Source organism: Mycobacterium sp. NGS22 (assembly GCF_059813095.1).
The window spans coordinates 1-19918 of the sequence record NZ_JCALDY010000016.1; the positions used below are offsets into that span (position 1 = coordinate 1).

Here is a 19918-nt window from a genome sequence, read left to right on the forward strand (position 1 = left end):
TTCTGCCACGGTGGTGGTGGCGATGATGGTGACCGGCAGGCCGCGATGGCGGCCCAGTTCGCCGGAGGCCAGCAGTGCGCGTAGCCCGGCCAGCAGCGCGTCGTGCTGGCGTTGGGGTCCCGAGCGGGTATCGCGCTGCGCCTCCTCGGCGTCGGGTTCGCCGTCCACGCGTGGTGCCTCGTGTTCCGGGTTGCACATCCCCGGTGCGGCCAACTTCGTCCACGCCGCTTCGATCGCGGCCCGCAGCTCGGGGGTGACCAGCCCGCTTAGGCGCGACATGCCGTCGACACCTTGCTTGCCCAGGGTCAGGCCGCGTCGGCGGGCGCGTTCGTCGTCGCTGTAGTTGCCGTCGGGGTGCAGATAGGCCATCACTTCCTGGGCATATTTCTGGACTTGTTCGGGGCGAAAGTGGGTGGCTTTGTCGACCAGGTCGGCTTCGGCGTCCGCGCGGGTGCCCGCATCGACCGTGTCGGGCAGATGTGCCAGGAATTTGCGGATCAAGCGGATGTGTTCATCGCCGATGAGTCCGGCGCCTTGGGCGGTCGCGGTCGCGGTGAGCAGCGGCGCCAGCGCCTCCCGGACAGCGCCCGGCGCGCGCCGAGGTCTTTGGCTTCGGCGATGCGCCGGCCGGCTTCGACTTGAGAGATCCGCAACCGATCAGCCAACGCACTGCGCAGCTTGCCGCCCAACTCCTCCTCGGCGGCTTGGGCGGCGAGTTGGTTGATCACCGCGTGCTGGGGTGTGCGCAGTTGGCGGGCTGCCCGTTCCAGGCGCTCCAGAGCCCGCATCCGCTCCGGGGTGGTGAACACCTCAAAGGACAACGCGCACAAACGATCCACATCCGCATCGAGTGCGTCGAAGACCTCCACGATCTCTTCACGCGTGCTCGCTGCCATACCTCAAATTCTAGGAACCGGCACCGACAACTCCCCGGCCCCGAAGACGCACCTGTGCATAAACCTGCAACTGTGGACAAATCAACTTGGCCTGACCCGACACGACGCTGAAGTGCTTGCCGCACAGCGCATTTTCCTCGGACACGCTGCCTACGACGACTACTCGGCTTCGCATACTGGCGCACCTGCGCCGCATCTCCTTTCGGTGAAAACACGGACACGGCCCGGCGTCACTTTGCTCCGACAGCCGATAACTAGGGGCGTGCGAGCTAGTGTGCTGCGTGATCGGGAAGGGAAGCCGATTGACGTCGGGTGAGCCAACAAAGGAAACGCCGGAGAGCGGCAGTGCTCCGGCCAGAAGGCGCGCCGGTCGCTTCCTGTCCCGGATACGCTTCCGGGTGAGCATCCAGTCCAAGATCCTGGTGGCGCTGCTGCTTTCGTCTATTTTGTCGGTCGCGGTCATCGGCCTCATCGGGGCGCTTTCCGGCCGCAGCGCTCTGCGCGAAGTCGAATCCGAGCGACTGATCGAACTGCGCGAATCCCAGAAGCGCCAGATCGAGGCATTGTTCGCCGAAGTGACGAACTCGCTGGACGTCTACAGCGGCGGCTTCAGCGTCAGCCAGGCTGTCATCGCGCTCACCGCCGGGTTCAACCAGCTGGCTACGTCGACCATCACCCCGGCGCAGCAGCAGGCGATCACCAACTACTACGACAACCAGATGATCAAACCGATCAAGCAGGTGACGGGCGAAGAGATCGATCTCAATGCGGTTCTGCCGAACACCAACGCGCAGAAGTACCTTCAGGCTCATTACACCGCCGTCCAGGCTCCGAACTCCGAGCCGCCACTGGACGCCGGTGACGGCAGCGCGTGGTCGGCAGCCAATGTCCGCTACGACTTCTACATGCGCGACATCGTCAACCGATTCGACTATCGGGATGCGCTGCTGTTCGACATGGACGGCAATGTCGTCTACTCCGTCAAGAAAGGCCCAGACCTCGGCACCAACATCCTGACCGGTCCTTACCGCGAATCCAACCTACGCGATGCATATCGAAAAGCACTGCGCGCCAACGACGTCGAATATGTATGGATAACCGACTTCCAGGCTTACCAGCCGGCATTGGGAGCTCCGACGGCGTGGGCGGTCTCGCCGATCGGCATCGACGGCAAGGTCGACGGGGTCATGGCCTTGCCGCTGCCGATTGCCAAGATCAACAAGATCATGACCGCCGACAAAAAATGGCAATCCGCCGGCATGGGTCCCGCGACCGAGACGTATCTGACCGGCACGGACGACTTGATGCGCTCGGACTCAAGGATTTTCCTGGAAGACCCGAAGGCATACCGCCGCGAGGTCATTGCCGCGGGGACCTCGTCGGAAATCCCGGATCGGGCGATGAAGCTGGGCGGCACCACATTGGTGCAGCCGATCAAGAGCGCCGGCGCGCGTGCCGCGCTACGTGGTGAGACCGGCGTCATGGTCGGCACTGACTACACCGGTAACCAAGAGTTGGAAGCGTTCGCGCCGCTGGACATCCCCAACTCCGATCTGCACTGGGCGATTCTGGCCACCCGCGACGATTCTGATGCGTTCGCGCGGTTGGGCCGGTTCAGCAAGACGCTGGCGGTCGCGGTCACCGCGATGATCTTCGTCATCAGTGTGGCTTCGATGCTGATCGCACAGGCCGCCGTTCGGCCGTTGCGGCGCCTGGAAGAGGGCACGCAAAAAATCAGCTCCGGCGACTACGAAGTCAACATCCCGATCACCTCCCGCGACGAAATCGCGGACCTGACTGGCGCTTTCAACGAGATGAGCCGAAACCTGGCGATCAAAGAGGAGCTGCTCAACGAGCAACGCAGAGAGAATGACCGGTTACTGCTGGCCCTGATGCCGGAGTCGGTGGTCCAGCGCTATCGCGAAGGCGGGGCCACGGTCGCGCAGATGCACCAGGATGTCGCCATTGTCTTCGCCGATATCGTCGGGGTAGACGAGATTTCCAACGAGCTGTCCGGACAGGAACTGGTCGAGATCGTCGACGATCTGTTCCGTCAGTTCGACGCGGCCGCCGAAGCTCGTGGCGTGGAACGGATCCGGACGTTCCACAACGGCTATCTCGCCAGTTGCGGCGTGATCACACCGCGACTCGACAGCATCCACCGCAGCATCGAGTTCGCGCTCGAAATGCGCCGCATCATCGATCGTTTCAACAACAAGAGCAGACACGTTCTCGGTCTGCGGGTCGGCATCAACACCGGAAACGTCGTCAGCGGGCTGGTCGGCCAGTCCGGCCTCGTCTACGACATGTGGGGCGCGGCAGTCAGCCTCGCCTACCAAATGCACAGCGGCGCACCACAACCGGGCATCTACGTCGCGGCGCAAGTGTACGAGGCGATGCGTGACACCCGCAATTTCACGCCGGCGGGAACCATCCTGGTCGGCGGCGCCGAACAAACGATCTACCGGTTGGTGGAGCGGCAATGAACCCGCTGCACTCCTCGTGGTTCTACTGGGCTCTCGCGGTGGCGATCGGGTTCCCGGTCGGTCTGATCCTGTTGACCGAACTGCAGCATTCACTCGTCCGGCGCAGGAGCCGCCTGGTCCGGCAGGTCAGCATGCTGCGCAACTGGCTGCTGCCGCTCGGAGCGCTGTTGCTGCTGCTGGTCAAGGCATCACAGGTCCCGGCCGGTGACGTCCCGGTGCGCCTGCTCACGACCGTCTTCGGCTTCTTGGTCCTGGTGCTGTTGCTGTCCGGACTGAATGCGACGGTCTTCGAAGGGGCTCCCGAAGAAAGCTGGCGCAAACGGGTTCCGGCGATCTTCCTCGACGTCGGCCGTTTCGCGCTGATCGGTGTCGGCCTCGCGGTGATCTTGTCCTACATCTGGGGCGTTCGCGTCGGTGGGGTGTTCACCGCCCTGGGCATCACGTCGGTGGTCATCGGCTTGATGTTGCAGAACTCCGTCGGCCAGATCGTCTCGGGTCTGTTCATGCTCTTCGAGCAGCCCTTCCGGATCAACGACTGGCTGGACACCCAGACGGCGCGGGGACGCGTCATCGAGGTGAACTGGCGAGCGGTGCACATCCAGACCGGTAGCGGACTTCGGATCACGCCGAACTCGGTGCTGGCCGCCACGGCATTCACCAATCTCAGCCGCCCGGCGGGCCCGCACAAGTGCACGATCACCACGACGTTCGCCGTCGAGGATCCGCCCGACAAAGTGTGCGCGATGCTGTCGTCGGTGGCCGCCGCGCTGCCGCTGATGCAGCCCGGCAGCACGCCGGACTCGGTCGCGCTGGGTGGCGGTGAGTACCGGACGACGATCAGGGTCAACTCGCCCGCCGACGAAGGAGCCACGGAATCGACGTTCCTGCGTTGGATCTGGTACGCGGCCCGTCGGGAAAAGCTCCACCTGGACGGCGCCCAAGACGACTTTTCGACGCCAGAACGGGTGACGGAGGCCCTGCGCACCGTGGTTGCGGACGAACTGCGACTCACTCTTGTCGACCAGCAGTTCCTCGCCCCGTACGCCAGGATCGTTCGGTACGGCGCCGACGAAGTCGTGCAGTATCCCGGGTCGGTCCCCACGGTGATGACGTTCCTGGTCGCCGGCAGCGTCCGGCTGGTCGTGACCGACGAGGACGGGGTCATGGTGCCGTTCTCGACCCTGGACCAGGGATCGTTCATCGGCATCACCGCGCTGACTCGGCAACCCAACGTCGCAGGTGCCTACGCCCTCGAGGAAGTGACCGCCCTGGAGATCGACCGCGAACATGTGGAAAAAATCGTGATGAACAAGCCGACGCTGCTACAGGATCTGGGTCGGCTCATCGATGAGCGGCAACGGAAGGCGCGGCGGGTGACCCGCCGCGAGGCGGTGAGCTGACCCGCCCGGTGGGGTGCCGGCAGAGCGGCAAAGCGCGGATGACTCCCCGCGAGCCGGTCCACCGACCCACGTTTGGACTTTTTCCACGAAAACCGTCGCGGTAGACAAGCCGTTGGAGTTACCGTTTGCCACATGGGTCGGCGACCAAGTCGCATGACCTGCTGTACGGGCTTCTATCCGAGCGGAGGTTGTTTGCCATGGTCCCATTCACCCGCGGGGCGAGAGTGTTCGTGACGGTCGCGGTTCTCGGTTGTGGAGCCGCCGTGCCGGGGGTTGCGTCGGCCGCGCCAAGCAAATTGATGGGGATGCTGCCCGAGGGTTTCTCGTCGAGTAACTGCGAGGCGCAGACATCGACAGGACTCGCGGTCGAGAAAGTGAACTGCGACCAAAGCACCGTCGCAGGCGGTCCGACCGCGGCTTCGTTCGCGTTATACCGAAGCGTCGACGACCTGGCGACGGGGTTCAGCAGCGCCAAGATCGATCTGGCATCGAGTTGTCCGGGTGATCAGCAGTCGCCGGGGCCGTGGACCAGCCAAGGTCAAGTCGGCGGGCAGGTCGAGTGCGGGACCGTCGTCGCCGGCAACGGCAAGGTCTCTGTCGTGGCCTGGTCGGACAACGCCAAGCTGCGGGCCGCCGCGGTCCAGGGCAACGACATCAGCAGCCTCTACCAATGGTGGAAGACCAAGTCCGGCTGAGCTGACCCGACCCGACTGAGCAGCGCTAAGCCCGATATCCTGGGCTGATGAGTCTGCCAGCTCCGGCGATGCCCGATCTGCGTCAAGAGGTGCACGACGCCGCTCGGCGTGCCCGGGTCGCCGCTCGCGTCCTGGCCGTGACGCCCACCGCGGTTAAGAACCGCGCACTGCACGCCGCCGCCGACGAGGTACTGGCCCACGTCGACCAGATTCTGGCCGCCAACTCCGAAGACCTGAACGCCGCGCGGGAAGCCGGCACTCCTGCCGCCATGCTCGACCGGCTGGCGCTGAACCCGCAGCGGGTCGACGGCATCGCTGCCGGGCTGCGGCAGGTGGCGGGTCTGCCCGATCCGGTTGGTGAGGTGCTGCGCGGGTCGACGCTGCCCAACGGTCTGCAACTGCGCCAGCAGCGGGTTCCGCTCGGCGTGGTCGGAATGATCTACGAGGGCCGTCCCAACGTCACCGTCGACGCCTTCGGGTTGACGCTCAAGTCCGGCAACGCCGCGCTGCTGCGTGGCAGCTCGTCAGCCGCCAAGTCCAACGAGGCACTGGTCTCGGTCCTGCGCGGCGCCCTGGTCGCTCAGGACCTGCCCGCGGACGCCGTCCAGCTGTTGTCATCGGCCGACCGCGCCACCGTCACCCACCTGATCCAGGCGCGTGGCCTGGTGGACGTGGCGATCCCGCGCGGGGGAGCGGGACTGATCGAGGCGGTGGTACGCGACGCACAGATCCCGACCATCGAGACCGGGGTCGGCAACTGTCACGTCTATGTGCACGAAGCCGCCGACCTCGACGTGGCCGAGCGGATCCTGCTGAACTCCAAGACCCGCCGGCCGTCCGTCTGCAACGCCGCGGAGACCCTGCTGGTGGACGCCGCGATCGCCGAGCATGCGCTGCCGCGACTGCTGAATGCGTTGCAGAATGCGGGCGTCGCCGTCCATCTCGACGCCGACGACGACGACCTGCGCCGCGAATACCTGGCGATGGACATCGCGGTGGCGGTGGTCGACGGCGTCGACGGCGCCATCGCGCACATCGACGAGTTCGGCACCGGGCACACCGAAGCCATTGTGACCACGAATCTTGCTGCTGCACAGCGCTTTACCGCGCAGGTTGATGCGGCCGCGGTGATGGTGAACGCGTCGACCGCGTTCACCGACGGCGAGCAGTTCGGTTTCGGCGCCGAAATCGGCATCTCCACCCAGAAGTTGCACGCCCGCGGCCCGATGGGGCTGCCGGAACTGACCTCGACCAAGTGGATCGTGTGGGGTGACGGCCACACCCGTCCGGCCTGAACTGTATTTTTTCGAAGGAGACCTCCGATGAGCGTGCCCGCGCGCCCCGTGCCGTTGTTCGCCGACATCGCCGACGTCTCGCGGCGGCTCGCCGAGACCGGCTACCTGCCCGACACCGCCACCGCCACGGCGGTGTTCCTGGCCGACCGACTGGGCAAGCCGTTGCTGGTCGAAGGGCCGGCAGGCGTCGGCAAGACCGAATTGGCCCGCGCGATCGCTCAGGCCACCGATTCCGGTCTGGTCCGGTTGCAGTGCTACGAGGGCGTCGACGAGGCCCGAGCGCTCTACGAGTGGAACCACGCCAAGCAGATCCTGCGGATCCAGGCCGGATCGGGCGACTGGGAAGCGACCAAGGACGACGTGTTCAGTGAGGAATTCCTGCTGCAGCGCCCGCTGCTGACCGCGATCCGGCGCACCGAGCCGACCGTGCTGTTGATCGACGAAACCGACAAGGCCGACATCGAAATCGAGGGCCTGCTGCTGGAGGTGCTCTCCGACTTCGCAGTCACCGTCCCAGAACTCGGCACGATCACCGCGACCCGGACACCGTTGGTGGTGCTGACTTCCAATGCCACCCGCGAGCTGTCCGAGGCGCTCAAACGTCGTTGTCTGTTCCTGCACATCGACTTTCCGTCGCCAGATCTCGAACGGCGGATCCTGTTGTCCCGGGTGCCGGAGTTGCCGGAGCATCTGGCCGAGGAACTGGTGCGCATCATCGGGGTGCTGCGCGGCATGCAACTCAAGAAGGTGCCGTCGATCGCCGAGACCATCGACTGGGGACGGACGTTGCTCGCCCTGGGGCTGGACACCATAGACGACGCGGTCGTCGCCCAAACGCTCGGCGTCGTTCTCAAACATCAGTCCGACCAGCAGCGTGCGGCCGGAGAATTAAGGCTCAACTGATGGCCACCCGACGCATCCGACCCAGCCGGCCGCTCGCCCCGCACGGGCTGCCCGGACATCTGGTCGGGTTCGTGGAAGCGCTTCGCGGCAGCGGGATTTCGGTCGGTCCGTCGGAGACGGTGGACGCCGGGCGGGTGATGGCCACGCTGGGTTTGGGCGATCGCATGGTGCTGCGCGAGGGCCTGGCGTGCGCGGTGTTGCGGCGGCCGGAGCACCGGGACACCTACGACGCGATGTTCGACCTGTGGTTTCCCGCCGCGCTGGGTGCCCGCGCCGTCGTCATCGACGGTGACGGCGCCGAGGACCCCGACTCGCTGCCGCCCGACGACGTCGAGGCGATGCGCCAGATGCTGCTCGATTTGCTCACCGATAATCCCGAGCTCGCCGACATGGACGAGCGCCTCGTGCAGATGATCGCCCGGATCGTCGAGGCGTACGGGAAATACAGTTCCAGCCGCGGCCCGTCGTTCTCGTCGTATCAGGCACTCAAGGCGATGGCGCTGGACGAACTCGAAGGCAAGCTGCTGGCCGGGCTGCTCGCCCCGTACGGCGACGAGCCCACACCGACTCAAGAGCAGATCGCCAAAGCACTTGCCGCGCAACGTATCACACAGTTGCGCAAGATGGTGGATGCCGAGACCAAGCGACGCACTGCCGAGCAACTCGGCCGTGAGCATGTCCAGATGTACGGCATTCCACAGCTTTCGGAGAACGTCGAGTTCCTGCGCGCCTCCGGCGATCAACTACGCCAGATGCGCCGCGTGGTCGCTCCGCTGGCGCGCACGCTGGCCACTCGGTTGGCCGCCCGCCGGCGCCGGTCCCGCGCCGGATCGATCGACCTGCGCAAGACGTTGCGCAAGTCCATGTCCACCGGCGGCGTGCCGATCGACGTCGTACTGAAGAAGCCCCGCCCGGCCCGCCCGGAGTTGGTGGTGCTCTGCGATGTGTCCGGTTCGGTCGCCGGGTTCAGTCACTTCACCTTGCTGCTGGTTCACGCTCTACGGCAACAGTTTTCGCGGGTAAGGGTGTTCGCCTTCATCGACACCACCGACGAGGTGACCCACATGTTCGGCCCCGAAGCCGACCTGGCGGTGGCGATTCAGCGGATCACCCGCGAAGCGGGCGTGTACGCCCGCGACGGCCACTCCGATTACGGCAACGCGTTCATCACGTTCCAGCAGGCGAACCCGAATGTGCTGTCACCGCGCAGCTCGCTGCTGATTCTGGGCGACGGGCGCACCAACTACCGCAACCCGGCCGTCGACGTGCTCGACGACATGGTGACCGCCGCGCGGCATGCGCACTGGCTCAATCCTGAACCTAAACACCTGTGGGGCAGCGGTGATTCGGCGGTGCCGCGCTATCAGGACGTGATCACCATGCACGAATGCCGGTCGGCCAAACAGCTGGCCGCGGTGATCGATCAGCTGCTGCCGGTTTAGCGGCCGCCGTCGGCCCTCAGTGTGAATTTCCCGACGCGTAGTCGGCGAGTCGCGTCGTGAGATTCACACTCGGCAATTGAGGCGGCAATTGACCCGGCAATTGAGCGCCAGGTGCGTCGAGCGTCACGCTAGCGTGACACTCGACGCCGAGCGTCACGCTAGCGTGACAGTCAGCGGGTCTTGCGGAAGACCAGCCAGCGCATCTCGATCGGGCTGTCCTCGCGTTCGACCGGGAACACGTCGAGACCGCTGACCCACGCGGCGTACCAACTGGTCTGCGGCCACGCGCCGGGCGGCAGGTGGGCCTGCTCGTACTCGTACACCGAATCGTCGGAGACCAGTTCCAGCGGTAGTCCGGCCGACGCGTCGGACACCTCTTGCCGCGAGAACATGCCGGTGTACGCCTGCTGGCCGAACTCGCGTGCGGCGTCGTCGATTTCGTAGCCGTGCCGCGGCAGGAAGGTGTTGAACACCAGTCGTGCGCCGGGCGCCAGGCAGTGCGCGGCCAATTCGAACAGGCCACGCAATTGGTCGGTGGTGCGGAAGTCTGGCACCACTTCGGACAGCAGGATCAGCTGGTAGTCCTGGCGCAGGTCGTCTTTGGTCTCGAAGACGTTGCGCACGATGATCCGCACATCGAGCCCGTCGCGCTGCGCCTCAGACCGGATGATCTCGGCGAATTTCGGGGTGAGCTCCACCACGTCGACGGGATGACCGCGGCGCGCGAGCGGCAGCGCGTTTCGACCGGTGCCGGCGCCGATGTCGAGTACCCGGTATGTGGTGGGGTCGGCGGCTTCGTTCGCCAATGCCCACACGCGGGCGTCGGGCTGGGTGCCGAACAGCGGTGGTTCGCGAGTGGCGACCCAGTTCTCGTACGACTCGGCCACGGTGAACCAGCGGGCATTGACCTGGTAGTGCAGGGTCGGGCCGACGGGGGCGTTGTAGGAGATGACGATATTGGAGCGTTGGGATATGGAGTACGCCTCTGCGAGTTGGCCTTCCAGGACCTTGCGCAGGTGCGCGAGTTCCTCGTCGTTGAACTGCCGGCCGACGCTGGCGAAGATGTTGCTGCACATCTCCACGTAATGGTCGAGCATGCTGGGTACGGCCGGAAGCGAGATCTCCCCGGTGACCACCGAGCGGCTGAAGAAACGCCGGGCCATGGCGTCCTTCCACTGTTGCGTCTGATCTACCGAGCCCGTCGTCGGAGTTTCCACAGACTCCTTCTACACGATCGACGGCGCGGGTGGACGGTATCGGGCCAAAAGGACGTTGATGGCGGTCGCCAGCGCGCGGCGCGAGCGGGAGCGGCTGCTCAAGTAAGCTGGCAAACCATGCAAAAGCAGGTGCGCAGGCTGGGGGTGATGGGCGGGACGTTCGATCCCATCCATTACGGACACCTGGTCGCGGCCAGCGAGGTCGCGCACCAGTTCGAGCTCGACGAGGTGGTGTTCGTGCCCAGCGGCCAGCCCTGGCAGAAGGAACGCGAAGTGTCCCCCGCTGAGGACCGCTATCTGATGACGGTGATCGCCACCGCCTCCAATCCGCGCTTTTCGGTGAGCCGGGTCGACATCGACCGCGGCGGCCCCACCTACACCAAGGACACACTGCGGGAACTGCGCGAGCTCAACCCGGATGCGGAGCTGTACTTCATCACCGGCGCCGATGCGCTGGCCACGATCCTGTCCTGGCAGAGCTGGGAGGAACTCTTCGAGCTCGCCCGGTTCGTCGGGGTCAACCGACCCGGTTACGAACTGCGCCACGACCACATCACCGGCGTCCTGAGCGACCTGCCCGCAGAAGCGTTGAGACTGTTCACGATTCCCGCGCTGGCGATCTCGTCGACCGACTGCCGGCAACGTGCCGCGCAGCGTCGACCGCTGTGGTACCTGATGCCCGACGGGGTCGTGCAGTACGTGTCCAAGCGCCGGCTGTATCGCCAGCCTGCGGCGAGCGTGGCCGCCGGGAACAGCGCATGACCGCGAACCAGGAAGCCATCGACATGGCCACGGTCGCCGCGGCCGCCGCGGCATCCAAACTCGCCGACGACGTGATCGTGATCGACGTCTCCGGGCAGCTGGTGATCACCGACTGCTTCGTGATCGCCTCGGCATCCAACGAACGGCAGGTCAACGCGATCGTCGACGAGGTCGAGGAGAAGATGCGCCGGGCCGGTTACAAACCGGCGCGCCGCGAAGGTGCCCGCGAAGGCCGCTGGACGCTGCTGGACTACCGCGACATCGTCGTGCACATCCAGCACCAGGACGACCGCAACTTCTATGCGCTGGACCGGCTGTGGAGCGACTGCCCGGTGATCCCGGTGGACCTGGACGGCGAGCCCGATGAGGCGGGCACGCCGTGAGGGCGCGCCGGCTGGTGATGTTGCGTCACGGGCAGACCGATTACAACCTGGGCAGCCGGATGCAAGGTCAGCTCGAGACTGATCTGAGCGAGCTGGGCCGCGCCCAAGCGGTTGCCGCGGCCGAGGTGCTGGGCAAATTGCAGCCAGCACTGATCGTGTCGTCGGATCTGCGCCGCGCCTACGACACCGCGGTCAGGCTGGGGGAGCGCACGGGTCTGCCGGTGCGGGTGGACCCGCGGCTGCGGGAGACACACCTGGGTGACTGGCAGGGTATGACCCACGCGCAGATCGACGCCGAGCTGCCGGGCGCCCGATTGGCCTGGCGCGAGGACGCCAGCTGGGCACCGCACGGCGGCGAGAGCAGGGTCGACGTGGCAGCCCGGAGCCTGCCGCTGGTCGCCGAACTGTTGGTCGATGAGCCCGAATGGGGTGCCCCGAGCCAGCCGGAGCGGCCGATCGTGCTGGTGGCGCACGGCGGATTGATCGCCGCACTGTCGGCCGCGCTGTTGGGTCTGCCGGTCGCCAACTGGCCGGTCCTGGGTGGTTTGGGCAATTGCAGCTGGGTGCAGCTCAGTGGTCACTCCGACGACGATGTCGGATTCGGGGCAGGGTTGGACGAGATCCGCTGGCGGCTGGACGTGTGGAACGCTTCGGCGCAGGTTTCCGACGATGTCCTCTGACCACCGGCCCACGTTGCTGATCTTCGCCGACTCGCTGTCCTACTACGGTCCCACCGGCGGGCTGCCCGCCGACGACCCGCGTATCTGGCCCAATATCGTTGCAGCGCAGCTAGATTGGGATGTCGAACTGATCGGCCGGATCGGCTGGACCTGCCGGGACGTGTGGTGGGCGGCGACCCAGGACCCGCGGTCATGGGCGGCGCTGCCCAGGGCCGGTGCGGTGATCTTCGCGACCAGCGGCATGGATTCGTTGCCGTCGGTGTGGCCGACCGCGCTGCGCGAGCTCATCCGCTACGTGCGGCCGCCGTGGCTGCGGCGCTGGGTGCGCGACGGCTACGGGTGGTTGCAGCCGAGGCTGTCGCCGGTCGCCAGGTCAGCACTGCCGCCGCACCTGTCCGCGGAATACTTGGAAATGACCCGTGGCGCAATCGATTTCAACCGACCCGGTATTCCGGTGGTCGCGTCGCTGCCGTCGGTGCACATCGCCGAGACGTACGGCAAGGCACACCACGGCCGCGCGGGCACGGTTGCAGCGATCACCGAATGGGCGCAACAGCATGACGTTCCGCTGGTGGATCTCAAGGCCGCTGTCGCCGACGAGGTGCTCAACGGGCGCGGCAATCCCGACGGCATCCACTGGAACTTCGAGGCCCACCGGGCGGTCGCGGAGTTGATGCTCAAAGCGCTGGCCGAAGCGGGCGTGCCGAGCGAGAAAACCCGCTGACATGCCGGTCGTGGTAGTCACCGACAGCGCGGCGCGGCTACCGGCCGAGGTGCGCGACAAGTGGGCGATACGCGAAGTGCCGCTGCATATCCTGCTCGACGGCGCCGATCTGCGCGACGGCGTCGACGAGGTCCCCGACGACATCCACAAGCGCCACGCCACCACCGCTGCCGCCACCCCCGCCGAGCTGTGCGCGGCTTATCGGGAGGCGTTGGCGGCCAGTGACGGCGATGGCGTTGTGGCAGTCCATATCTCGTCGGATCTGTCCGGGACCTGCCGTGCCGCCGAGTTGAGCGCTGAGGAGTTCGGCTCGGCGGTCAGGGTCGTCGATTCCAGGTCGACGGCGATGGGGACCGGTTTCATCGCGTTGGCCGCTGCCCGGGCGGCGGCCACCGGTGTCGATCTGGATGCCGTCACCGCCGCCGCGGCCGGGGCGGTGGACCGCACGCACGCGTTCATGATCGTGCAGCGACTGGACAACCTGCGCCGCAGTGGACGCATCGGTGGCGCCAAGGCGTGGCTGGGCACGGCGTTGGCACTCAAGCCGCTGCTGCACGTCGACGCCGGAAAACTCGTTCTGGCACAACGAATCCGCACCGCCAAGGGGGCTGTCACCGCGCTGGTCGACCAGGTCTGCGAGGTGGTGGGGGAGCGCGCGGCGTCGCTGGCGGTGCTGCACGTCGCCAATCCCGACGGCGCACGCGAAGTGGCGGCGATGCTGGCCGACCGGCTACCGGCGGCGGAGCCGGCGATCGTCACACCACTGGGTCCAGTGCTGGCGGTGCATGTCGGTGCGGGTGCGCTGGCGGTGTGTCTGCAACTGGCCGAATAGATTTCGCGTCAGATCTGCCGGACGAACACCGTCGTACCCACCGCGTCGTTGTTCCAGATGTAGATGGGCAGTTGTGAGAACGGGTAGGACCCGGTGTTGAAGACGTAGAAATTATTGGGCGTCGCCGACGCGACGACGAACGGGCTGTGGGCCGCGGTGACCGTCTGCGTGTAGAGGGGCACACCGTTGATCGTGGAGACGGTGATGACTGTCCCGGCCGGCAGGTGGTTGCCGACCGCCAGGCCCGGCACCAATGACTGTGGGATCGCGCCCAGCTCGCCCCCGGAATCGATGAATGCGCCCACGGTTTGCGGCAATTCGTTGTTGATCTGCACCTGCACAACGGTTCTCGGGGCACCGTCCATCTCGACCAGCGGGGGCAGCGGATTGGGCCCGAACTCCAGCAGACCGCGGGGCAGATTGATCAGCACGCCCTGATTCATGTTGGCCGGCAAGGCGGCGTTCACGGGGCTGCTGAACGGGAAGTCGTTGTTGGGGCCCACGCCGAGATAGGCCGGCAGCGACGAAACCGGGATCGGGTTTGCAGGAGTGCCGACATACGCCGAGGTGGCGACGCCGACAGTCGTTGGCGCGGTGACGATTCCGTTCCCGAAGTTCACTGTCGTCTGATACGTCTGGTAGCTGACGAAGACGGTCCCACCGTACGTGACATTGCCGGAGGAGATGGGCGTACCAAGCTTGGTCAGATCGACGAATTGCGGCGGTACCACCAGACCGCTGGCGCCGGAGTCGACGGTGACGGGCACACTCGGTCCGCCGCCGACCGAGATGTTCACGATCGGGCTGCCCCACTGGCCGGGATGGATCAGCGTCTGGTTCGGCCCCAGCGCGGTGCTGATTCCGGCGGTGCCGGGCAGTCCCAGCAACCCGCCGCGACCGCCCGCCCCGCCCACGCCGCCCGGCCCACTGGCTCCGCCGGTGCCGCCGATACCGATCAGACCGGCGGACCCGCCGTCGCCACCCGGCATGCCGCCGTAGAGGTTGCGTCCGCCGGTGCCGCCGTTGCCCAACAACAGACCGCCGGCGCCGCCGTCGCCGCCGGCCGCCCCGTATCGGACGCTGACGCCGCCGGTGCCGCCGTTGCCGAACAACCACCCGCCGGGCCCGCCTGGGGTTCCCACGCCTTGTGCGTCGGTGTATCCGTTCGCGCCGTCGCCGAACAGCTGGCGTCCGGTGATCTGCAGGATGGGGTCGTTGACGAAGTGCGACGCGCTGGCGACCAGGTGATTGGCAACGGCGATCTCGGCGTCCGCGTAAGCACGTGCGGTTTCCAGCAGCCTGAGCACGACCTGCTCGTAGGACGTGGCGAACTGCCCGGCCGCCGCCTGGTACTGCCGCCCGTGCTCGGTGAAGAACGTCGCCGCCGCGGCCGAGATCTCGTCGGCGCCGGCGGCCACCAGGCCGGTGGTGGGAACGACCGCCGCGGCGTTGACTGAATGCAGCGACGAACCGATGCGTTCCAAAACAGTTGTCGCCGAACCGAATTGGTCAGGAGAAACCAGCAGAAATGACATGCCCGGCCTCCTCGTCGCGTCAATCACTCAAGAGAGTAACCGGCAACGGCTTACTTGGTGTGCCGAATAGCGCAGCTAGGCCCGCCGGGCATGTACCAGAGCGTTGTCCCCGCGCGGGTGCACCACCATGGGCCACCAGAACCACCGCCCGAGCAGCGTGGCGATCGACGGCATCAACAACGTGCGCACGATCAGGGTGTCGAGCAGCAGACCGATGCACACCGTCGACCCGAACTGACCCAGCACCCGCAGGTCGCTGCCCAGCATCGAGGCCATGGTGAACGCGAAGACCAGACCCGCCGCGGTCACCACACCACCGGTTCCGGCCATCGACCGGATGATCCCGGTTTTGAGCCCGGCGTGGATCTCTTCTTTGAACCGGGACACCAGCAACAGGTTGTAATCGGACCCGACGGCCAACAGGATGATGACCGACAACGCCATCACGATCCAGTGGATCTTGATGCCGAACAGGTCCTGCCAGATCAGCACCGACAACCCGAAGGACGCGGCGATCGAACTGGCCGCGGTGCCCACGATCACCATCGCCGCCACCACGCTGCGAGTGAGCAGCAGCATGATCATGAAGATCAGCGTCAGCGCCGACACCACCGCGATCATCAGGTCGTATTTGGCGCCGTCGTGCATGTCCTTGAATGTCGCGGCGGTGCCGCCGAGGTATACCTTGGCGTCGGACAGCGACGACTGCTTGAGTCCTTCCTGTGCAGCGGTCCGCTCGGCTTCGACGCGCGAAATCCCTTCCGGGGTCATCGGATCGCCCTGGTGGGTGATGAAGAACCGCGCCGACTTCCCGTCCGGCGACAGGAACATCCGCAGGCCGGTCTGGAAGTCCGGGTTGTCGAACGCCTCCGGCGGCAGGTAGAACATGTCGTCGTTCTTGGACTGGTCGAAACTCTGCCCCATCACCACCGCGGTATCGCTCAACGACTTCATCTGGTCCAGCATCGCGGAGAAGGTGGCCTGCATGGTCAGCGTGAGCGCCTTCGTCGTCTTCATCGTCGTGATCATCGGCGGAATCAGCACCAACATCTGGTGCGTGGCCGCGGCGGTGCGCTGAATGTCCTTGGTGAGTTCGTCGAACTGCCCGGCCAGCTGGTCGAATCCGTCCAACGACTCGAACAGCGAGCGCAACGACCAGCAGATCGGAATGTCGAAACAGTGCTTCTCCCAATAGAAGTAGCTGCGGATCGGGCGCCAGAAATCGTCGAAATCGGCGATGTGGTCACGCAACCGGTTGGTGATCTCGGCGGTCTCGGCCGTGGTCCTCGCGCTGTCGTCGGCGGCGCTGGAAAGCTCCTGCGTCACTTTGTACATGCGCTCCATGGTCTCGATCATGAACTGCATCTGGTCGGCCATCTTGGTGATGTCGGCCATCCGGTCCTGCAGGAAAGCCATGTTCTGCATGGTGGTCTGGCTTTGCATGCTGTTCTGAAAAGGTATGGAGCTGTGCTGAATTGGAATGCCCAGCGGCCGGGTGATGTCCTGGACCATGGCGATTCCGACCGTGCGCATGACGTTCTTGGCCACTCGGTCCAGCACCAGCATGTCGGCCGGATTGCGCATGTCGTGGTTGGCTTCGACCATCAGCATGTCGGGATTCATCCGGGCCTCGGAGAAGTGCCGGTTGGCAGCTTCTTGTCCCTGGTTGGACGGGGCCGAGGTCGGCAGGTAGAAGCGGTCGTTGTAGCTGGTGACAAAGCTCGGCAGCGCGACCATGCCGATCAGCACGATCGCGGTACTGACCGCCAAAATCGGTGCGGGCCAACGCACCACCGCGGTGCCGACCCGCCGCCACAGCCGTCCTTGCCCGGTGGCGCGCTTGGACTCGAACAGGTGCAGCTTGCTGCCCACGAGCACCACCGCGGGGCCCAGCGTCACACCGGCCAGCACTACCACCAGCATCCCGATCGCCACCGGCCAACCCATGGTGTTGAACCACGGCAGCCGGGTAAAGCTCAGGCAATAGGTGGCCCCCGCGATCGTCAGGCCCGACCCCAGCACCACCGGCGCAACCCCGCGAAAGGTCGTGTAGTAGGCGGTTTCCCGGTCCTCACCGGCGCGTAGCGCTTCCTGATACCGGCCCACCAGAAAGATCCCGTAGTCGGTGCCGGCGGCGATCGCCAGCATGGTGAGGATGTTGGCCGCGAACGTGGTGAGCCCGAAGGCGTTGTTGTACGCCAGTACCGCGACGACTCCGCGCGCCGAAGCCAGCGCGATGAACGTCATGAACAGCTGGATCAGTGTGGTGACGATCGAGCGATAGACCAGCAGCAGCATGATGGCGATCGCGCCCAGGGTGAACAGGGTGATCTTGGCCAGGCTGGCGTTGCCGATCACGTGCATGTCGTCGCTGAGCGCGGCCGGACCGGTGACGTAAACCTTCAGCCCGGGTGGTGTCGGGTTCTTGTCGATGACCTTGCGCACCGCCTCGACCGAATCGTTGGCCTCGGTGGTGCCCTGGTTGCCGGCCAGGTTCAGCATCACGTAAGCGCCCTTGGCGTCGGCGCTTTGGGCTCCGGCGGCCGTCAACCGGTCGCCCCAGAAGTCCTGGATGTGCTGGACGTGCTTGGGCTGCTCGCGCAGTTGGCGGATCAGGTTGTCGTAGTAGTCGTGCGCCGGCTGACCCAGCGGCGCATCGCCTTCCAGGACGATCATGACCGTGCTGTTGGAGTCGAACTCCTTGAAGTTGTGTCCCAGCCGCATCATCGCCTGCATGGACGGCGCGTCCAACGGGGTCATCGGTGCGGAATGCTGCTCGCCGACGACCTCCAGGGAGGGGACGGCGACGTTCACCAGCACCGTGACGAACACCCAGGCCAGGATGATCGGAATCGCAAAGATGCGGATGAAGTGGGGGATAGCGGGCCGGTGTGGTCGTTCGGCGGGCGGCGGGGTCTCGGCGGGCTGCACGGCGATCGGGCCGGTGGTCGCGTCCCTCGTGTCTTCTACGCCACTCATGCGGACTTGACCAGGCAGAAGGTCTGCGGGTTGACGCCGCCAGACTTCTTCTCTTCCTTGATGATTCCGTCGACCGTGATGCGGCAGCCGACGTTGCTGCCGTCGGACTGGGCCATGATGTTGGCGCTCACCGAAGGCAACGTCGTGGAGATCGTGACCGACCACGGCAGTGCTGCCGAGTTCACCTGGTGGGTGTTGGCGTCGGCGTCCCAGTAGTTGATGTTGGCGGTGGCCCCGGACGACCCGAAGATTTCGTAGACCACGACTTTGGGGTTGAACTGCACGATCTCTATCCCGGCACCGGCATTCGCGTTGAGGTCCTGGGAGCCGAAGACCTTGTGCAAGCGCGACACGACCAGACCCGCGACGGCGAGGACGACCACCAGAATCAGCGGTATCCAGATTCGTTTGAGCAGACGGGTTGCGGTGCCCGTGACCGAACCATTCCTCATCGTCACTGCCTTTCGCACGCCGATACTGGGGTTGCAACACCCAATCGGAGAGCTTGCTTCCCACCCACCCGTCGGGCGCGCGGAAATCTTTGCTCGGCTAAGTACCCTAACCCTTAGTGCACGGAAGCGTTCCTCGGGGTGACCGCAATGTGCCGGACGACACAGTCTCAGCGCGCCAGGCGACCGGTGACCGGCGGAAGGTCGGCCAGCGTCACGATGCCCGGACGAGCGGCGACCACCGCCGGGACCGCGTTGGTCACCGGCATGGCGGTGTAGATCATGCCCAGGCCCATGAACCCTGGTTCCTTCCAGTCCCGGGGCGGCAGGCAGTGCAGGACGGTGCGCATATTGGGCAGGCCGAACACCTGGATGACATGTCCGTGCTCGAGCGGTTTGGGCGGGACGACGTGATCGCCCATGGTCCAGTTGAATCCGACGCTGACGACGTTGCGGTCACCCTCCCAGCCGCGGTGGTAGCCGTGCACGCCGCCGACGGTTCCCGCCGGGATCGTCATGAAGCCCAGGTCGGAGTCGCCGGTGGCGGCGGTGAAGGTGACGTCGAAAGTCATCCGGTCCAGGCGCGCGCCGATCGCGTCGGCCATCATGGCCGCGGACTCGGCGAACACCTCGCTTTCCCGCCGCACGCTCTCGGCCAGTCCGGGGGTGTCGGGCGACTGCGAGAAGCCCATGGCTGTTTGGGTTTCCGCCGATTCGTAGGTCGAACAGTCCACCGATTCGGTGATCCGGATCTCGTCGACGCGCTCGCAGGAACCGCTGAGCACCATGCCGACCATATTCGTCATGCCGGGATGCGCGCCGCTGCCGAAGATCGTGGAGTTGCCTTTTGCGCAGGCCGCCAGAATGCGCTCGCGGTCCTGCGGGGTCTGCTTGCCGCCGGTGATCCAGGCCGCGCTGGAACATACGTTGACCCCGGACTCCAACAGCCGCACCAGCTCATCGATGTTGGGCCACAACGGGTTATAGCAACACGCGTCGGCACCCAGCGCGATCAGCGCGTCGACGTCACTGGTGGCGTGCACACCCGTCGGCTCCGGCCAGCCGGCCAGATCGGCGGCGTCGAGACCGACCTTGTCAGCACCGTGCGCATACACCCCGACCAGTTCCATGTCCGGCCGTCCGATGATCGCGTGCAGCGACCGTCGCCCGATGTTGCCGGTGGTCCACTGGATGACCCGCAGCCGACGGTCGGCGCTCATCGGGCGCTGACCCGCACTGC

General features: G+C 65.8%; 16 protein-coding genes and 1 pseudogene. 11 read left to right on the forward strand and 6 right to left on the reverse strand.

The annotated features are described in order from the left end of the window. Nucleotides 1-896: pseudogene (locus AC5Y47_RS16400) on the reverse strand (DUF222 domain-containing protein); the annotation flags it as partial. A 302-nt stretch (nucleotides 897-1198) separates the two neighbouring features. On the opposite strand from AC5Y47_RS16400, the gene AC5Y47_RS16405 reads away from it, so the two are divergent. The 6 genes from AC5Y47_RS16405 (at nucleotide 1199) to AC5Y47_RS16430 (ending at nucleotide 9117) form a co-directional block, all read left to right on the forward strand. Then, a complete protein-coding gene (locus AC5Y47_RS16405; RefSeq protein ID WP_499945155.1) occupies nucleotides 1199-3382 on the forward strand; it encodes an adenylate/guanylate cyclase domain-containing protein in 2184 nt (727 codons plus the stop codon). Beyond that, nucleotides 3379-4782 (forward strand): mechanosensitive ion channel domain-containing protein, encoded by a 1404-nt coding sequence (locus AC5Y47_RS16410; protein ID WP_499945156.1) that lies wholly within the window; start codon nucleotides 3379-3381, stop codon nucleotides 4780-4782. Before AC5Y47_RS16405 ends, AC5Y47_RS16410 begins: the two co-directional genes overlap by 4 nt. Nucleotides 4783-4979: 197 nt before the next feature. Continuing rightward, the gene (locus AC5Y47_RS16415; protein WP_499945157.1) at nucleotides 4980-5477 is read left to right on the forward strand and encodes a hypothetical protein; all 498 of its coding nucleotides are present in this window, start codon (nucleotides 4980-4982) and stop codon (nucleotides 5475-5477) included. Between the two features lie 47 nt (nucleotides 5478-5524). After that, a complete protein-coding gene (locus AC5Y47_RS16420) occupies nucleotides 5525-6772 on the forward strand; it encodes a glutamate-5-semialdehyde dehydrogenase (protein ID WP_499945158.1) in 1248 nt (415 codons plus the stop codon). Between the two features lie 27 nt (nucleotides 6773-6799). Next, a complete protein-coding gene (locus AC5Y47_RS16425) occupies nucleotides 6800-7675 on the forward strand; it encodes an AAA family ATPase (RefSeq protein ID WP_499945159.1) in 876 nt (291 codons plus the stop codon). Then, on the forward strand, nucleotides 7675-9117 hold the full coding sequence (locus tag AC5Y47_RS16430; protein ID WP_499945160.1) for a vWA domain-containing protein: 1443 nt from the start codon (nucleotides 7675-7677) through the stop codon (nucleotides 9115-9117). Before AC5Y47_RS16425 ends, AC5Y47_RS16430 begins: the two co-directional genes overlap by 1 nt. Before the next feature lie 170 nt (nucleotides 9118-9287). On the opposite strand, the gene AC5Y47_RS16435 is transcribed toward AC5Y47_RS16430, so the two are convergent. Continuing rightward, nucleotides 9288-10280 carry a class I SAM-dependent methyltransferase gene (locus AC5Y47_RS16435; RefSeq protein WP_499945280.1) on the reverse strand — a complete coding sequence of 331 codons (993 nt, stop codon included), beginning with the start codon at nucleotides 10278-10280 and terminating at the stop codon, nucleotides 9288-9290. Between the two features lie 171 nt (nucleotides 10281-10451). On the opposite strand from AC5Y47_RS16435, the gene nadD reads away from it, so the two are divergent. The 5 genes from nadD to AC5Y47_RS16460 are packed head-to-tail and all read left to right on the forward strand — an operon-like array spanning nucleotide 10452 to nucleotide 13715. Continuing rightward, nucleotides 10452-11096 carry a nicotinate-nucleotide adenylyltransferase gene (nadD, locus tag AC5Y47_RS16440; protein WP_499945161.1) on the forward strand — a complete coding sequence of 215 codons (645 nt, stop codon included), beginning with the start codon at nucleotides 10452-10454 and terminating at the stop codon, nucleotides 11094-11096. Continuing rightward, on the forward strand, nucleotides 11093-11479 hold the full coding sequence (gene rsfS / locus AC5Y47_RS16445; protein WP_499945162.1) for a ribosome silencing factor: 387 nt from the start codon (nucleotides 11093-11095) through the stop codon (nucleotides 11477-11479). Before nadD ends, rsfS begins: the two co-directional genes overlap by 4 nt. Then, nucleotides 11476-12159, forward strand: coding sequence for a glucosyl-3-phosphoglycerate phosphatase (gene gpgP, locus AC5Y47_RS16450; protein WP_499945163.1), 684 nt, complete (start codon nucleotides 11476-11478; stop codon nucleotides 12157-12159). The genes rsfS and gpgP overlap by 4 nt, the downstream gene beginning before the upstream one ends. Then, complete coding sequence (gene octT / locus AC5Y47_RS16455) at nucleotides 12149-12883, forward strand: diglucosylglycerate octanoyltransferase (RefSeq protein ID WP_499945165.1); 735 nt, start codon at nucleotides 12149-12151, stop codon at nucleotides 12881-12883. Before gpgP ends, octT begins: the two co-directional genes overlap by 11 nt. Before the next feature lies 1 nt (nucleotide 12884). Next, nucleotides 12885-13715 carry a DegV family protein gene (locus tag AC5Y47_RS16460; protein ID WP_499945166.1) on the forward strand — a complete coding sequence of 277 codons (831 nt, stop codon included), beginning with the start codon at nucleotides 12885-12887 and terminating at the stop codon, nucleotides 13713-13715. Between the two features lie 8 nt (nucleotides 13716-13723). Here the strand turns inward: AC5Y47_RS16460 and AC5Y47_RS16465 are convergent, their stop codons facing one another. The 4 genes from AC5Y47_RS16465 to AC5Y47_RS16480 all read right to left on the reverse strand — a co-directional run bounded on the left by AC5Y47_RS16465 (nucleotide 13724) and on the right by AC5Y47_RS16480 (nucleotide 19898). Then, entirely contained in the window at nucleotides 13724-15250 is a 1527-nt protein-coding gene (locus AC5Y47_RS16465) for a PecA family PE domain-processing aspartic protease (protein ID WP_499945167.1), read from the reverse strand. A gap of 75 nt (nucleotides 15251-15325) precedes the next feature. Beyond that, nucleotides 15326-18229 (reverse strand): MMPL/RND family transporter, encoded by a 2904-nt coding sequence (locus AC5Y47_RS16470; RefSeq protein WP_499945168.1) that lies wholly within the window; start codon nucleotides 18227-18229, stop codon nucleotides 15326-15328. Then, a complete protein-coding gene (locus AC5Y47_RS16475; RefSeq protein WP_499945169.1) occupies nucleotides 18226-18681 on the reverse strand; it encodes an MmpS family transport accessory protein in 456 nt (151 codons plus the stop codon). Before AC5Y47_RS16475 ends, AC5Y47_RS16470 begins: the two co-directional genes overlap by 4 nt. 167 nt (nucleotides 18682-18848) lie before the next feature. Then, entirely contained in the window at nucleotides 18849-19898 is a 1050-nt protein-coding gene (locus tag AC5Y47_RS16480) for an NAD(P)H-dependent amine dehydrogenase family protein (protein ID WP_499945170.1), read from the reverse strand. Between the last annotated feature and the right edge of the window lie 20 nt (nucleotides 19899-19918).

What these genes read in the sequence shown, in the direction of transcription:
- AC5Y47_RS16410 (WP_499945156.1), top strand. Translation starts at nt 3,379, where the DNA reads ATGAACCCGCTGCACTCCTCGTGGTTCTACTGGGCTCTCGCGGTGGCG.
- AC5Y47_RS16415 (WP_499945157.1), top strand. Translation starts at nt 4,980, where the DNA reads ATGGTCCCATTCACCCGCGGGGCGAGAGTGTTCGTGACGGTCGCGGTT.
- AC5Y47_RS16420 (WP_499945158.1), top strand. Translation starts at nt 5,525, where the DNA reads ATGAGTCTGCCAGCTCCGGCGATGCCCGATCTGCGTCAAGAGGTGCAC.
- AC5Y47_RS16425 (WP_499945159.1), top strand. Translation starts at nt 6,800, where the DNA reads ATGAGCGTGCCCGCGCGCCCCGTGCCGTTGTTCGCCGACATCGCCGAC.
- AC5Y47_RS16430 (WP_499945160.1), top strand. Translation starts at nt 7,675, where the DNA reads ATGGCCACCCGACGCATCCGACCCAGCCGGCCGCTCGCCCCGCACGGG.
- AC5Y47_RS16435 (WP_499945280.1), bottom strand. Translation starts at nt 10,280, where the DNA reads ATGGCCCGGCGTTTCTTCAGCCGCTCGGTGGTCACCGGGGAGATCTCG.
- nadD (WP_499945161.1), top strand. Translation starts at nt 10,452, where the DNA reads ATGCAAAAGCAGGTGCGCAGGCTGGGGGTGATGGGCGGGACGTTCGAT.
- rsfS (WP_499945162.1), top strand. Translation starts at nt 11,093, where the DNA reads ATGACCGCGAACCAGGAAGCCATCGACATGGCCACGGTCGCCGCGGCC.
- octT (WP_499945165.1), top strand. Translation starts at nt 12,149, where the DNA reads ATGTCCTCTGACCACCGGCCCACGTTGCTGATCTTCGCCGACTCGCTG.
- AC5Y47_RS16460 (WP_499945166.1), top strand. Translation starts at nt 12,885, where the DNA reads ATGCCGGTCGTGGTAGTCACCGACAGCGCGGCGCGGCTACCGGCCGAG.
- AC5Y47_RS16465 (WP_499945167.1), bottom strand. Translation starts at nt 15,250, where the DNA reads ATGTCATTTCTGCTGGTTTCTCCTGACCAATTCGGTTCGGCGACAACT.
- AC5Y47_RS16470 (WP_499945168.1), bottom strand. Translation starts at nt 18,229, where the DNA reads ATGAGTGGCGTAGAAGACACGAGGGACGCGACCACCGGCCCGATCGCC.
- AC5Y47_RS16475 (WP_499945169.1), bottom strand. Translation starts at nt 18,681, where the DNA reads ATGAGGAATGGTTCGGTCACGGGCACCGCAACCCGTCTGCTCAAACGA.
- AC5Y47_RS16480 (WP_499945170.1), bottom strand. Translation starts at nt 19,898, where the DNA reads ATGAGCGCCGACCGTCGGCTGCGGGTCATCCAGTGGACCACCGGCAAC.